13 protein-coding genes are annotated in these 13,756 nt (G+C 61.5%); 10 read left to right on the plus strand and 3 right to left on the minus strand.

Translation table 11 applies throughout. From position 1 onward, the window contains the following. Positions 1-37 precede the first annotated feature (37 nt). The 6 genes from ligD (at position 38) to AC0Z8Z_RS06705 (ending at position 6,521) form a co-directional block, all read left to right on the plus strand. Positions 38-2,734 (plus strand): DNA ligase D, encoded by a 2,697-nt coding sequence (gene ligD, locus AC0Z8Z_RS06680; RefSeq protein WP_485618517.1) that lies wholly within the window; start codon positions 38-40, stop codon positions 2,732-2,734. A gap of 20 nt (positions 2,735-2,754) precedes the next feature. Then, complete coding sequence (locus tag AC0Z8Z_RS06685) at positions 2,755-2,979, plus strand: DUF2188 domain-containing protein (RefSeq protein ID WP_172612280.1); 225 nt, start codon at positions 2,755-2,757, stop codon at positions 2,977-2,979. 210 nt (positions 2,980-3,189) lie between these two features. After that, positions 3,190-4,425, plus strand: coding sequence for a zinc-dependent alcohol dehydrogenase (locus tag AC0Z8Z_RS06690; RefSeq protein WP_485618519.1), 1,236 nt, complete (start codon positions 3,190-3,192; stop codon positions 4,423-4,425). A gap of 26 nt (positions 4,426-4,451) precedes the next feature. Further along, positions 4,452-4,670, plus strand: a complete 219-nt coding sequence (locus AC0Z8Z_RS06695; RefSeq protein ID WP_485618520.1) for a PLD nuclease N-terminal domain-containing protein — start codon at positions 4,452-4,454, stop codon at positions 4,668-4,670. A 293-nt stretch (positions 4,671-4,963) separates the two neighbouring features. After that, positions 4,964-5,713 (plus strand): hypothetical protein, encoded by a 750-nt coding sequence (locus AC0Z8Z_RS06700; protein WP_485618521.1) that lies wholly within the window; start codon positions 4,964-4,966, stop codon positions 5,711-5,713. Beyond that, complete coding sequence (locus AC0Z8Z_RS06705) at positions 5,640-6,521, plus strand: DUF3618 domain-containing protein (protein WP_485618522.1); 882 nt, start codon at positions 5,640-5,642, stop codon at positions 6,519-6,521. Before AC0Z8Z_RS06700 ends, AC0Z8Z_RS06705 begins: the two co-directional genes overlap by 74 nt. A gap of 96 nt (positions 6,522-6,617) precedes the next feature. Here AC0Z8Z_RS06705 and AC0Z8Z_RS06710 read toward each other — a convergent pair whose 3' ends face one another. Continuing rightward, a complete protein-coding gene (locus AC0Z8Z_RS06710) occupies positions 6,618-7,475 on the minus strand; it encodes an SDR family oxidoreductase (RefSeq protein ID WP_485618523.1) in 858 nt (285 codons plus the stop codon). Positions 7,476-7,926: 451 nt separating this feature from the next. Between AC0Z8Z_RS06710 and AC0Z8Z_RS06715 the strand changes: the two genes are divergently transcribed. Then, the gene (locus AC0Z8Z_RS06715; RefSeq protein ID WP_485618524.1) at positions 7,927-8,307 is read left to right on the plus strand and encodes a RidA family protein; all 381 of its coding nucleotides are present in this window, start codon (positions 7,927-7,929) and stop codon (positions 8,305-8,307) included. Between the two features lie 122 nt (positions 8,308-8,429). Continuing rightward, the gene (locus AC0Z8Z_RS06720; protein WP_485618525.1) at positions 8,430-10,424 is read left to right on the plus strand and encodes a peptidase U32 family protein; all 1,995 of its coding nucleotides are present in this window, start codon (positions 8,430-8,432) and stop codon (positions 10,422-10,424) included. Between the two features lie 54 nt (positions 10,425-10,478). Here AC0Z8Z_RS06720 and AC0Z8Z_RS06725 read toward each other — a convergent pair whose 3' ends face one another. Then, positions 10,479-10,808, minus strand: a complete 330-nt coding sequence (locus AC0Z8Z_RS06725; protein WP_122536230.1) for a hypothetical protein — start codon at positions 10,806-10,808, stop codon at positions 10,479-10,481. A gap of 287 nt (positions 10,809-11,095) precedes the next feature. Between AC0Z8Z_RS06725 and pcsA the strand changes: the two genes are divergently transcribed. Continuing rightward, positions 11,096-11,815: a phosphatidylcholine synthase gene (pcsA, locus tag AC0Z8Z_RS06730; protein WP_122536229.1), complete on the plus strand. Its 720-nt coding sequence runs from the start codon at positions 11,096-11,098 to the stop codon at positions 11,813-11,815. 111 nt (positions 11,816-11,926) lie between these two features. Here pcsA and AC0Z8Z_RS06735 read toward each other — a convergent pair whose 3' ends face one another. Then, on the minus strand, positions 11,927-12,388 hold the full coding sequence (locus AC0Z8Z_RS06735) for an Lrp/AsnC family transcriptional regulator (RefSeq protein WP_122536251.1): 462 nt from the start codon (positions 12,386-12,388) through the stop codon (positions 11,927-11,929). 206 nt (positions 12,389-12,594) lie between these two features. On the opposite strand from AC0Z8Z_RS06735, the gene AC0Z8Z_RS06740 reads away from it, so the two are divergent. Further along, on the plus strand, positions 12,595-13,755 hold the full coding sequence (locus AC0Z8Z_RS06740) for an aminotransferase class V-fold PLP-dependent enzyme (RefSeq protein ID WP_485618526.1): 1,161 nt from the start codon (positions 12,595-12,597) through the stop codon (positions 13,753-13,755). Position 13,756 lies beyond the last annotated feature (1 nt).

Consider the following 13,756-nt stretch of genomic DNA (forward strand, 5'->3'; position numbering starts at 1 on the left):
GGGTTTAACAGACATTGCCGCAGTGTGAGGGATTTCCATGAGCGCCGGACTGGACGAATACAACCGCAAGCGCGATTTCAACGCGACATCTGAGCCGTCAGGCAACACGAAGAAAAAACGCGCCTCGTCCAGGAAGGCCGCGCACGCCCTGCAGTTCTGTATCCAGAAACATGACGCATCTCGCCTGCATTACGACTTCCGCCTCGAAATCGACGGCACCCTGAAAAGCTGGGCCGTGCCCAAGGGGCCGTCGCTGGACCCCAAGGCCAAACGCCTGGCGGTGCACGTCGAGGATCACCCCGTTGAGTACGCCACCTTCGAGGGCAACATTCCCGAGGGGCATTACGGTGCGGGCGACGTCATCGTCTGGGACCGCGGCGTGTGGACACCCCTCTCCGACCCTGCCGACGCCTATGCCAAGGGCAAGCTCAAATTTGAATTGCAGGGTGAGAAGCTTGGCGGCGTGTGGAACTTGGTCAAGACCCATATCCCCGGCAAGCAGGAGCAGTGGTTTCTGATCAAGCATCAGGACGAATTCGCCCGCCCGGAAGCTGACTACGATGTGGTCAAGGCGCTGCCCGACAGCGTGCTCAGCGAGCGCACTTTGATTCCCAGAAAGCGCGGCGCAAAGCCAGCGTCTGCCAAGTCGGCGAAGTCCACGGCTGAGAAGCCAGAGCCCGTGGAGAAAGTCCCCGCCCCTCGGAAAAAATCCGCCAAGGCGCAGCTGGTGGGCGCCGAGCCCGCCGAGCTGCCGGATCTCATCAAGCCCGAACTGGCCACTTTGGTGGAATCTGCCCCTGAAGGCGACTGGCGCTACGAGATCAAATTCGACGGCTACCGGGTCATGGCTCGGGTCGCCGACGGCAAGGTGCAGCTGTTCACCCGCAATGGCCATGACTGGACCCACAAGCTGCCGCGCCCGGCCGAGGCCATCGCCGGTCTGGGTCTGGAGTCGGCCTGGCTCGACGGCGAGATGGTCGTTGCCAACGATGACGGCGTGCCTGACTTCCAGGCCCTGCAGAACGCCTTCGAAGCCGGCCGCAGCGGCAACATCATCTATTACCTGTTCGACATGCCCTTTCTGAACGGCATGGACCTGCGTGAGGTGCCGGTGGAACAGCGCCGCACCGCCCTGTCCAAGGTGCTTGAGCGGACTGACGACGAGGTGCTCAGGTACTCCGAAGACTTCGCCGAAGTGCCGGAAGTCCTGCTCAACAGCGCCTGCCAGATGAAGATGGAGGGGCTGATCGGCAAGCGCGCCGGCAGCCCTTATGTGTCGCGCCGCAGCGGTGACTGGATCAAGCTCAAGTGCAAACGTCGCCAGGAATTCGTTGTTGTGGGCTACACCGATCCGAAGGGCGCACGCAGCAAATTCGGCGCATTACTGTTGGGTTTGCACGACGCCGACAGTGGCGAGCTGCGGTACGCCGGCAAGGTCGGCACCGGTTTCAATGAAGCGACATTGGGCACGATTTACGACCAGCTGACACCGCTCCACGCGAAGAAGGCCGCGGTGGTCAATCCACCCACCGGTTTCGAGGCCAAAGGCGTGCACTGGCTTAAACCGGCGTTGCTGGCGGAAGTCGCCTTCGCCGAGATCACCAAAGAAGGATCGGTGCGCCACGCGGTGTTCCATGGCCTGCGCACCGACAAACCTGCGGAATCGATCACCGAAGAGCTTCCGGCATCGGCGCCTTCTGACGATCAATCGTCGGAGTCCGCGCAGGCGTCAGACGTGCCAGAAGAACAGCTGGAAGACACGCCAACACCTGCGCCCCCACGCAATCGCGCGAAGGCATCCAAACCTGTCAAAGCGCAAGTGGGTCCGCGTGAATCCGACGCCGCCGATACCAGAACCGGCAAGATCCGCCTGACCCACCCCGAGCGGGTGATCGATCCCATCAGCGGCGCGACCAAGCGTGATCTGGCCGATTACTACGTCCGCATATCCGACTGGCTCCTGCCGCAACTGGCCCAACGCCCCGTCGCGCTAGTGCGGGCGCCGGAGGGCATCGGCGGCGAACTGTTCTTCCAGAAAAACGCCGACCGCCTCGCCATCCCCGGCATCGAGACCATGGGCAAGGAATACACCGGCCATCCGGTCATGCTGATCAATAACGTTGAGGCGCTGATCGGCGCCGTGCAGATGAGCGCCATGGAGCTGCACACCTGGAACGCGGTCGCCAAGAACCTTGAGCGGCCGGACCGTTTCATTCTCGACCTCGACCCTGATCCGGCGCTGCCCTGGAAAACCATGGTGGAAGCCACGCAGCTGACGCTCGCCGTGCTGGATGAACTGGGGCTCAAATCGTTCCTGAAAACCAGCGGCGGCAAGGGCATTCATGTGGTCGTACCGCTGACGCCGAAGGCCGACTGGGACGCTGTGAAGGACTTCAGCCACGCCATCGTCAAGCACATCGCCCGGCTGCTGCCGGAGCGGTTTTCGGCGGTGTCGGGGCCGAAGAACCGCATTGGCAAGATCTTCATCGATTACCTGCGCAACGGCCTCGGCGCTACCACCATTTGCGCGTACTCGGTGCGCACACGCGAGGGCCTGCCGGTGTCAGTGCCGATCTATCGCGAAGAATTGCTGGAAATCAAAGGTGCCAACGCCTGGGACATCCACACCGTCCACGAACGCCTCGCCGAACTCGACAGCGACCCCTGGGCGGACCTGGGCAAAACCCGACAGACCATCACGGCAGACATGCGCAAGCGCGTCGGCCTTAAATGATTCATCAACTGGAGAATGCTATGGATAACTACCACATCACAAAATCCGAGAATGGCTGGGCGCTGACCCGGGAAGGCGCCGCCCGCGCGTCGAAAACCGCCGACACCAAGGCTGAGATCATCAGTGCGGCAAGTGAATTTCTCGACGGCAAGACAGCCTCGCTGAAGATCCACAAGGAGGACGGCACCATTCAGGAAGAGCGCACCTACCCACGCAGCGCCGACCCTACCAAAACCAAGGGCTGAGATCGCTTCCAGCTCGCCTCTTCCCGGGCTAAGCCGTTCCTCCGGACACGCCGTTCGGCAGGACCGGCTTTGACCGGAAAGGCCCGTGGCAGGGCTGATGGGGCATTTACCTACCGCTAATCCCCCCGCTTCTGCTATGACCTGAACTAAACCCCTCGTGGCCTGCTCCGCTATTTAGATGTTCATTCTTAATCGCGGAGAAAAACCACAATGAGAGCACTTACCTACCACGGCGCCCATGATGTGAAAGTCGACACGGTTCCGGACCCGGTCATCGAGCAACCTGACGACATCATCCTGCGCGTGACCGCCACGGCGATCTGCGGTTCTGACCTGCACCTGTACCGCGGCAAGATCCCTACCGTTGAACACGGCGATATTTTCGGCCACGAATTCATGGGCATCGTCGAAGACACCGGTTCGTCCGTGACCGCCGTGCAGCGCGGTGACCGGGTCGTGATTCCCTTTGTCATTGCCTGCGGCGAATGCTTCTTCTGCAACATGGACCTGTACGCCGCCTGCGAGACCACCAACACCGGTCGCGGCGCGATCATGAATAAAAAGGCCATTCCGCCAGGGGCTGCGCTGTTTGGCTTCAGCCACCTCTACGGCGGAATTCCGGGCGGCCAGGCCGAATACGTGCGCGTGCCCAAGGCCAACACCGGCCCGTTCAAGGTCCCCGGCACGCTGTCGGACGAGAAAGTGCTGTTCCTGTCTGACATCCTGCCCACCGGTTATCAGGCAGTCCTCAATACCGGCATCGGCCAGGGTTCGAGCATCGCCATCTACGGCGCCGGGCCTGTTGGTTTGATGGCCGCGGCCGTGGCCCGGATGCTGGGCGCCGATCAGATTTTCATGGTCGACCACCACGCTTACCGCCTGGCATACGCTCAGGCGACCTATGGCGTGATTCCGATCAATTTCGATGAAGACGACGATCCGGCGGACACCATCATCCGTCAGACCAAAGGCATGCGCGGCGTTGACGGCGTAGTCGATGCGGTAGGTTTCGAAGCCAAGGGCAGCACCACGGAAACCATCCTGACCAATCTGAAGATGGAAGGCAGCAGCGGCAAGGCGTTGCGCCAGTGCATCGCGGCAGTTCGCCGTGGCGGCGTGGTCAGCGTGCCGGGCGTGTACGCCGGCTTCATTCACGGTTTCCTGTTTGGCGATGCCTTCGACAAGGGCCTGACCTTCAAAATGGGCCAGACCCATGTCCAGCGTTTTCTGCCGGAACTGCTCGAACACATCGAAGCCGGCCGTCTCGCGCCGGAAGCAATCATCAGCCATCGCCTGTCCCTGGAGCAGGCCGCCGAGGGTTACAAGATTTTCGACAAGAAACAGGAAGACTGCCGCAAGGTCATTCTGACCCCCGGCAGCCCTGAAATCCCCCTGACTGAAACCGCCACTGGCACCCAGACGGTGACCGGCATCCCTGCCATGTAACCGCTTGCGGTAGAGAGGTACACGCAATGGAAACGCTCTTCTCGATCGCCCTGGCGGTCATCATCCTTCTGGTCGACGTGTGGGCCATCGCCAGTGTCTGGCGCAGCACCAAATCGTCCGGCACGAAAATCGGCTGGGCGGTGCTGATCTTTATCTTCCCGGTCATTGGCGTCGCCATCTGGGGCATCGCCGGGCCACGGGGGATCGCCGAAGCGCCAACGTCCAACGAGCACAGCAAAGGCTGAGGCTGGCCTTTGATCCGGCGCGCGATCGCAATGATCGCGCGCCTTTGCTTACTGCGCCCTTCCCCTCACTTGAATCGACCTGCGCACTGACGGCTCGATTATCCCCGCACGTTTCCCTCATTCGGATCAACCGTGCAACCGTTCGTCTCCGCCCCCGAACTCCCGCTTCGCCAAGCCCCTCCACCCTTACACAGCGCGCAGATTCCCTGCAGCGTGAGATGGCCAGGTGCGCCCGTCCCCGAGTGTGCCTTTGCCGCGAATGATGTCCCGATTGATTTAAGGATGATGATCAAATGCCTACATTCAGCGAAGACACCGCAGGCGCTCAACCGCGCCCCGCGTCTCCAGGCGAGGCGCTGCACACTCTGCAAGACAACGCAAAAGACTTGCTCGGCACGGCCCGCGAACACGGCACCGAGCAGTTTGGCAGTTACCGCGACAGCGCTGCCGAGCAGATCGAAAACCTGGCGAAAACGGCGAGCGCTGCGGCGGAAGAGCTGCAGGACAAGGACACCCTGGGCATCTCCCATTACATCAGCGACATCGCCGAGAGCCTGAGCGCGTTCGCGACGAGCATGCGCGGCAAAAGCGCCGAGGAGATGCTGCAGCAGGCGGGTCGTCTGGCACGGGAAAACCCTGCGCTGTTTGTGACCGGCAGTGTTGCGGTAGGCTTCGGGCTGTCCCGATTCCTCCGCGCCAGCAGCCCGGACTTGACGGCGTCGACCTCATCCACGTCGTCCTCCGCCCCCGACTCGCCGCAATACCCTTCAGGGGAAAGCGATGGCGGCTTCAAGGCAGGCGAAGACGAAGGTCTGAATGCTCGTCACCCGTACGAAGGTGCTGCCTCCCGCGGCACACCGATCCAGACGCCGGATCCACTGGCCCCACACAACCCCACCGCCCAGGGTTCAGCCGCCACAGATGTTGACGGCGGGATTCAGCAATCCGGCGCGGAACTGGGCAGTTTCAATGCTGACCCCGGAACAGCCTCCAGCCCGGCGCCCACCCATTCACCTCGACAGCAGCTTTGCCAGCGAAGATGAACTGAACCGCGACATCCCCGACCCGCTCCTGGCGAAAAGTCCGGACGCGATCGAGCGCAACATCGATGCGCGCAGGGCCAACATTGAAAACCTGGTCGACGCCTTGGAGAGCAAGCTGTCCCCCGGGCAACTGATTGATCAGGCGCTGGCATTCACCCGGGAAAACGGCGGCGAGTTTTTCGGCAACCTCGGCACCTCGATCAAGAACAACCCGATGCCGATGCTGTTGACCACCGTGGGCATTTCCTGGCTGATGCTTGGGCAGAATCAAAAGCCCGGCCATACGTCAGGCAGCAGTGGTGGCGCGTCAATGTTCGGGCAACTGGGCGAGAAGCTCAGCGGTGCTGCGCAGAGCGTGAGCGAGACGTTCAGCGGCGCGACGGATCAGGCACGGGAATCGGCGCACCAGGCCAGCGACAAGGTCGGGGAGTTTGGTGAATCCGCCAGCCACACCCTGGACGATCTCATGCATCAGGCCAGCGAGAAGACGGCGGCAATGAAAGACACGCTGTCATCTTCAGCCGGCAATGCCCAGGAAGCGCTTCTGCGGCAGGGTCGGAATTTGCAAGGCACCTTCCAGTACATGCTGCGCGAGCAACCGTTGGCACTCGCCGCGATGGGCATCGCGCTGGGGGCGGCCCTCGGCGCTGCGTTGCCGAGCACGGAGAAGGAAAACAAGGCGTTCGGCAAGGCCAGTGACAACCTTACGCAGAAAGCCAAGGCGACGGTCAGCGAGACATGGGAAACGGTATCGGACGCCGGCAAGAACATGGCCGACGACCTGAAGAACACTGCTAAAGGCGTTTGACGGCGAACGCAACGAGGGACGAAAAAAGGGGCTGCGTTGGCAGCCCTTTTTCATGCGCGCTACTCGCCGAGCAGGTATGCGCAGCGGTTGGAGCCGTTACAAGATCGGCTTGCCGCCGGTCACGCCATAACGTGTCCCCGAGATATAGCTGCCTTCGTCGGAGCCCAGCAGCACATAGATCGGCGAGACTTCAACCGGCTGACCCGGCCGCCCAAGTGGCGTTTCTTCGCCGAAGCTTCTCACGTCTTCGTCGGTCATGGTCGACACGATCAGCGGCGTCCAGATCGGGCCGGGCGCGACGCTGTTCACGCGAATACCGCGCTCACCCAGCAACTGGGCAAGCCCGGCGGTGAAGTTGGCGATGGCGCCTTTGGTGGCTGCATAGGGCAGCAGCGTCGGCTTCGGCGAATCGGAATTGACCGAGCTGGTGTTGATGATCGAACTGCCCGCGGCCATGTGGGGCACGGCGGCCTTGCAGATGCGAAACATCGCGGTAATGTTGATATCGAAGGTCTTCACCCACTCCTCGTCAGGGATTTCTTCGAGGGTTTTGTGGGACATCTGGAACGCCGCGTTATTGACCAGCACGTCGATGCGGCCGAATTTCTTCACGGTTTCGTCGACGATAGACAGGCACTGGGCTTTCTCGGCCAGATCGCCCGGCAGCAGCAGGCATTGACGGCCCGCCTCCTCCACCCAGCGCGCGGTTTCCTTGGCGTCTTCGTGTTCGTCGAGGTACGAGATCGCCACGTCGGCGCCTTCACGGGCATAGGCAATCGCCACGGCGCGCCCGATGCCACTGTCGCCGCCAGTGATCAGCGCGATCTTGTTGCTCATGCGGCCTGAGCCCTTGTAGGTGGTCTCGCCGCAATCCGGGTAAGGGTCCATTCTGCTCTGATCGCCAGGAACGGTTTGCTGTTGAGGTTTGAAAGGCGGTTTCGGGTAATCAGTCATGGGGCTCTCCTCGAAATAGTCCAACGCAAACGGTCAGCGTTAAGGGTGGACTGAACGACCGGGGGATGAGTTCGGAGTTTTTTGCAGCAGTGGCACCGGGCGGTTTCGCGAGGTGCGCGAGCGAGGGGCTCGATTATTTCCGCATCGGCAATACTGTATTGCGAAATGATAGCTAGCTAACGGTATACGCCACTGCTACTTTCAAACACGTTAAATCCGCCGATTTGACAACCCCCCCCGGAGCCGCCTTCACGTCAGAGATAACGTGAGGGCGGCTCGCTTTTGTGCGCTGCCCCCCCTTGATCCATCCGCTAGCGTTCTGATCGGGTCCCGTGTCGAACCGGGAGGCTGCAACCCTGTCAAGCCTCCCTTTTCCCTTCCGAGTCGGACATCATGACCGCCGGCCGTTTCCCGGCCCGTCATCCACCTACTCGTTGAAGAGACCTCCTCCATGGCCAATCACGACATCACCTTCACGCCCGACCCAGACGCCGACTCGATCTCCTCGGACGTCGCCGGTTTCGGCGGTCTGCTGGTTTCAACACAGATCCCCACCCGCGCCGACGGCAGTCTGGAACTGGGCGGGATCGTCGAGCAGAGCGAATGCACCCTGCAGGCGCTGAAAGTGGCGCTGGAAAGGGCCGGCAGTTCCATGGACCGCGTCCTGCACCTGACCATCTACCTTACCGACATGGCCGATCGCGCCGCATTTAACGAAGTCTACACACGCTTTTTCGCCAAACCCTGGCCCGTGCGCGCTGCGGTTGGCGTTGCCGCGCTGGCCGTCGAAGGCATGCGCGTGGAAGTCACGGCGATGGCCGCCAAGGGCTGATCACGCGGTGATTCTGGCGCCCCGCTCCACCCGCAGGCGCCATCGGGCAGCAGACGGGTGCCGGTCAAGCGTTTCGCCGCTACAATGCGCGCCTTGACCGTGACCGTGCCGACTAAAAACATATGTCTCTGCCTAAACATCACCTGGAATTGCTCAGCCCCGCCCGCGACGTGGCCATTGCCCGCGAGGCCATACTGCATGGCGCTGACGCGATCTACATCGGCGGCCCAAGCTTCGGCGCGCGCCACAACGCGGCCAACGACGTCAGCGAAATCGCCCAACTGGTCGAGTTCGCCCGCCGTTACCACGCCCGCGTCTTCACCACCATCAACACCATCCTTCACGACAACGAGCTGGAACCGGCACGCCAGCTGATCCATCAGCTGTACGACGCAGGCGTCGACGCTCTGATCGTGCAGGACCTCGGCGTGATGGAGCTGGACATTCCGCCCATCGAGCTGCACGCCAGTACCCAGACCGATATCCGTACGCTGGAGCGCGCACGCTTTCTCGATCAGGCCGGCTTCTCGCAACTGGTGCTGGCCCGTGAACTGAATCTGCAGGAAATCCGCGCCATCGCTGACGAAACCGATGCCGCCATCGAGTTCTTCATTCACGGTGCGTTGTGTGTGGCCTTCTCCGGTCAGTGCAACATTTCCCACGCGCATACCGGGCGCAGTGCCAACCGTGGCGACTGTTCCCAGGCCTGCCGTCTGCCCTACACGCTGAAAGACGATCAGGGCCGCGTCGTTGCCTACGAAAAACACCTGCTGTCGATGAAAGACAATAACCAGAGCGCCAACCTGCGCGCACTGGTAGACGCCGGCGTGCGCTCGTTCAAGATCGAAGGCCGCTACAAGGACATGGGCTACGTTAAGAACATCACGGCCTACTACCGTCAGCGTCTGGACGACATTCTGGAAGACCGCCCGGACCTGTCCCGCGCCTCCAGCGGCCGCACCGCGCACTTCTTCCTGCCCGACCCGGACAAAACCTTCCACCGGGGCAGCACCGACTACTTCGTCACCGACCGCAAGATCGACATCGGCGCCTTCGATTCGCCGACCTTCACCGGCCTGTTGGTCGGCGTGGTCGAGAAAGTCGGCAAGCGTGATTTGCAGGTGGTGACCCATGAGCCGCTGTCCAATGGCGACGGCCTCAATGTGCTGGTCAAGCGCGAAGTGGTGGGTTTCCGCGCCAACATTGCCGAGCCCAAGGGCGAGTTCGAGGAAGACGGCGAGAAGCGCTACCGCTACCGCGTCGAGCCCAACGAGATGCCCAAAGGCCTGCAACTGCGGCCGAACCATCCCCTCAGCCGCAACCTCGATCACAACTGGCAGCAGGCCTTGCAGAAGACGTCGGCGGAACGCCGCATCGGTTTGTCATGGGTCGCGCGCCTGCGAGAAGAGCGTCTGGAACTGGTCGCCACCAGCGAAGAAGGCATCAGCGCCCGCGTCGAGCTGAACGGTCCGTTTGGCGTTGCCAATAAACCGGAGCAGGCGCTGGAGCAACTTCACGACCTGCTCGGCCAGCTCGGCACCACTGAGTACCACGCGACCGCCATCGAACTGGACGCGCCGCAGGCGTTCTTCATTCCGAACTCGCAGCTCAAGGCCTTGCGCCGTGAGGTTATCGAGAAACTGACTGCCGCTCGCATCCAGGCGCATCCGCGCGGAGCCCGCAAGCCGGAGACCTCGCCGCCGCCGGTTTACCCCGAGGCGCACCTGTCGTTCCTGGCCAACGTGTACAACGAGAAGGCGCGGCATTTCTATCACCGTCATGGCGTGCAGCTGATCGACGCCGCGTACGAGGCCCACGAAGAAAAGGGCGAAGTGCCGGTGATGATCACCAAACACTGCCTGCGCTTCTCCTTCAACCTGTGCCCCAAGCAGGCCAAGGGCGTGACAGGCGTGCGCACCAAGGTGGCGCCGATGCAGCTGGTGCATGGCGATGAAGTGCTGACGCTGAAGTTCGATTGCAAGCCGTGCGAGATGCACGTGATCGGCAAGATCAAAGGCCACATTCTCGGACTGCCGCACCCAGGCAGCGGCGTTCAGGTGGTGGGCCATATCAGCCCGGCGGACCTGCTGAAGACCATTCCCCGCGCGCCGCACTGATTCCGGATCGACCGGCTTATCGCGCTGCGCCCCTTCGGGCTGCAGCGCGATGGATCAGCGCCGCGCGACTTCGTGCTTGATGCAGCCTTCGTAATACACCTGTTTGACGCTTTCCGGCCGCAGCCGCGACGGGCTGTCGTAGGTCTGCTCGGTGATACCCAGCGCGCTCATGCGCATCCATTGCTGCGCAAAGTGCTGGGCCTGCATTTTCTTGCGAGCGCCATACAGCGTCAGGCCGGACAGTTTGTACCGCTGAGCGGTGGCTGCCATGCCGGCGCCCCAGGTGCAGACATCGCGTTCGTTCTTGCTGGGGCTCCGGGCCAGCGCTTGGGAAGTCACCGTGGCGAGGAGGCAGAAGGTTAATGCGATCCTGATAAACGACATGCGATTCCCTGCCTAACTGACTGATAAGGCGCGGATTCTGAACGCATAGGTCAGAACGAGGGGCCAGCATTTTGCCTGCTTTCCCGATCAGCCGACCAATGACATCTGCGCCGCCGCGGTCTAAGGGCCTCGCGTCACATTTGAGTAACGAAAGCCTGCGCCGCCTGCTACCGTGTAGGGGCTACGTATGAACCTTATCGACCGATCCCCGGTCGATAGATGCACCTCTGGTTCTGTCGACCGCTGCCGTACCCGACCGAACCCGCTTATTTTCAGAAGGACCGTTCATGATTCCTATCCAACGCATCGCCTGGCTCAAGGCTTGGGGCGCCCATGGTTTTACCGCCACGGGGGTGGTGCTCGCCTTTCTCGCGACCATTGCCCTGTTCGATAACCAACCCAAGGCGTGCCTGCTGTGGCTGGGATTTGCCCTGATCGTCGACGGCGTGGATGGCTCACTGGCGCGCAAGCTGAACGTGCAGTCGGTGCTGCCGCATTTTGACGGCTCCGTGCTAGACCTGGTGATCGATTACCTCACCTACGTATTCATCCCCGCCCTGTTCATTTACCGCTACATCCCGCTGCCGGAATACACCCTGTTGCTGACCACCTCGATCATCCTGGTGTCGTCGCTGTTCTGTTTCTGCAACGTCGAGATGAAGAGCAAGGACAACTACTTTCAGGGCTTCCCCGCCGCCTGGAACGTCGTCGCCTTGTGTGTCTACATCCTTTCCCCGGCGCCGTGGCTGACGTTTATCACCGTGATCTGTCTGGCGCTGCTGACCGTCACACGCATGAAGTTCCTGCACCCCTTCCGCGTTCGCCGATTCATGGCCCTTAATATCGCAGTCACCGCCGTCTGGTTTTTCTGCAGCTTCCTGTTGGTCATGAACCACCCGTACAACGCGTCGGTAACCTTGTTCGTCTGGCTGGCGATGTCGGCGTACTTCCTGGGGATCTGCATCTGGCGGACTTCGATGGAGTGGATCGACAAAGCCCGCGTCTGATTTCCCTCAAGCCATCTTCTTCCATGCCATAAAAAAACAGCCATCGTCGTATGGCTGTTTTTTTTGCGCGGGATTTGGACCAGGTGTTGTTAATTCACCGCGCCGCGAATTTCACGACGTGTAACTCAGCGGCAGCTGGGTTGTGGACTTGATCTGCTCCATGGCGAAGCTGGAACTCATGTCGGTGATGCCCGACAGCTGAATGAGCTTTTTGTAGACGGCGTCGTAGCCTGCAATGTCCGGCACCACGATTCGCAGCATGTAATCGGTGTCACCCGCCATGCGGTAGCACTCGACCACCTCGGGCAACGTGGCGATCAGGTCGTGAAACCGACCCAGCCACTGGGCGTTGTGCTGATTGGTGCGGATTGCGGCGAAGACTGTCACCGCGACGTTCAACTGCGCCGGGTCAAGCAACGCAACCCGGCCACGAATCACGCCCTGCTCTTCGAGCTTCTGCACTCGACGCCAGCACGCGGTGCTGCCAAGCCCGACACTGTCGGCGACGTCTGCAATCGGGCGGGTGCAGTCGTTTTGCAGGATGCTCAGGATGGCCTGGTCGAATTTGTCCATGGAATGCGCGGTGACCTCAGTGATGCCATATGCCGGGAAGTGATAAAGATAGGTCAAAATGGACAGCGCCGGGAATGATATTCCGCCGAGCACCCCATTATCGGAAATAGATTCTACAAATACGGTAAATCTCCGTGGAGGAATCAATTTTTTTTCATCCTGACGCTAGTAGTATTTTCTGCACGACGGACAGCGCAGAAATTCCCATGAAAACACTTCCTTGCTATTTCGATTACGCCGCCACCACACCGGTGGATGACCGCGTCATTCAGGCCATGGTTACGTGCCTGGGCCGCGAAGGCACCTTCGGCAATCCGGCCTCCTCTTCTCACGCCTACGGCAATCAAGCCCGCCAGGCCGTTGAACTGGCCCGCCGTCAGGTTGCAGAACTGGTGGGCTGCAGTGCCGACGCGCTGGTCTGGACCTCAGGCGCGACCGAGTCCAACAATCTGGCGATCAAGGGTATCGCGCTCAACCCACGCAACGGCGCCCGCCCCCACCTCATCACCAGCACCATTGAACACAAAGCCGTCATCGACACCGTCCGCCAGCTCGAGCAGGCCGGTTGCCCGGTGACCTGGCTCGAACCCGACAACCGCGGCCTGATTCACCCCGACGCCGTGCGCCAGGCACTGCGCGACGACACCCTGCTGGTCTCGCTGATGCTGGTCAACAATGAACTGGGCACTGTGACCGACATCGCCGCCATCGGCCAACAGGTCCGTGACCACGGCGCCCTGTTCCATGTCGACGCTGCCCAGGGCGCTGGCAAAGTGGCGATCGACCTGAGCACGCTGCCAGTGGACCTGATGTCCTTTTCCGCGCACAAAACCTACGGCCCGAAAGGCATCGGCGCGCTCTATGTCGGCGAACGCGCACAGCCGCTGCTCGAAGCGCAGATGCACGGTGGCGGCCACGAACAGGGTTACCGCTCCGGCACCCTTGCCACTCACCAGATCGTCGGCATGGGCGCGGCATACGCACTGGCCAGCGCTGAAATGGCCGAGGAAGTGAGGCGCATCAGCGCCTTATCGGCGCAACTGCGTGAAGGGTTGCTCGGCTTGAGCGGCGTGAGCCTCAACGGCGATGCACAACAGCGCATTCCCCACACCCTGAACGTCTGCATCGACAGCCCGGGGTTTAACGTTGCCAGCCTTGCCAGTGAACTGGCGGTGTCCTCGACCTCTGCTTGCAACTCGGCGAGCAGTAGCGTTTCCCACGTGTTGCTGGCGCTGGGGCTGAGTCAGGCTCAGGCGGGCAGCAGCTTGCGGCTGAGTTTGGGGCGGTATACCGAAGTGGGTGATGTGGAGAAGGCGATTGCGGTGATTGCCGGTAAGGTGAACGCGCCGGCTACGACGTTTTGGTGAG

The organism is Pseudomonas sp. 1L-C-7-B-C1, assembly GCF_057291635.1.

Bases quoted from the DNA above. Each gene is read 5' to 3' on its own strand.
- ligD (WP_485618517.1), top strand. From the start codon at position 38: ATGAGCGCCGGACTGGACGAATACAACCGCAAGCGCGATTTCAACGCG.
- AC0Z8Z_RS06685 (WP_172612280.1), top strand. From the start codon at position 2,755: ATGGATAACTACCACATCACAAAATCCGAGAATGGCTGGGCGCTGACC.
- AC0Z8Z_RS06690 (WP_485618519.1), top strand. From the start codon at position 3,190: ATGAGAGCACTTACCTACCACGGCGCCCATGATGTGAAAGTCGACACG.
- AC0Z8Z_RS06695 (WP_485618520.1), top strand. From the start codon at position 4,452: ATGGAAACGCTCTTCTCGATCGCCCTGGCGGTCATCATCCTTCTGGTC.
- AC0Z8Z_RS06700 (WP_485618521.1), top strand. From the start codon at position 4,964: ATGCCTACATTCAGCGAAGACACCGCAGGCGCTCAACCGCGCCCCGCG.
- AC0Z8Z_RS06705 (WP_485618522.1), top strand. From the start codon at position 5,640: ATGCTGACCCCGGAACAGCCTCCAGCCCGGCGCCCACCCATTCACCTC.
- AC0Z8Z_RS06710 (WP_485618523.1), bottom strand. From the start codon at position 7,475: ATGACTGATTACCCGAAACCGCCTTTCAAACCTCAACAGCAAACCGTT.
- AC0Z8Z_RS06715 (WP_485618524.1), top strand. From the start codon at position 7,927: ATGGCCAATCACGACATCACCTTCACGCCCGACCCAGACGCCGACTCG.
- AC0Z8Z_RS06720 (WP_485618525.1), top strand. From the start codon at position 8,430: ATGTCTCTGCCTAAACATCACCTGGAATTGCTCAGCCCCGCCCGCGAC.
- AC0Z8Z_RS06725 (WP_122536230.1), bottom strand. From the start codon at position 10,808: ATGTCGTTTATCAGGATCGCATTAACCTTCTGCCTCCTCGCCACGGTG.
- pcsA (WP_122536229.1), top strand. From the start codon at position 11,096: ATGATTCCTATCCAACGCATCGCCTGGCTCAAGGCTTGGGGCGCCCAT.
- AC0Z8Z_RS06735 (WP_122536251.1), bottom strand. From the start codon at position 12,388: ATGGACAAATTCGACCAGGCCATCCTGAGCATCCTGCAAAACGACTGC.
- AC0Z8Z_RS06740 (WP_485618526.1), top strand. From the start codon at position 12,595: ATGAAAACACTTCCTTGCTATTTCGATTACGCCGCCACCACACCGGTG.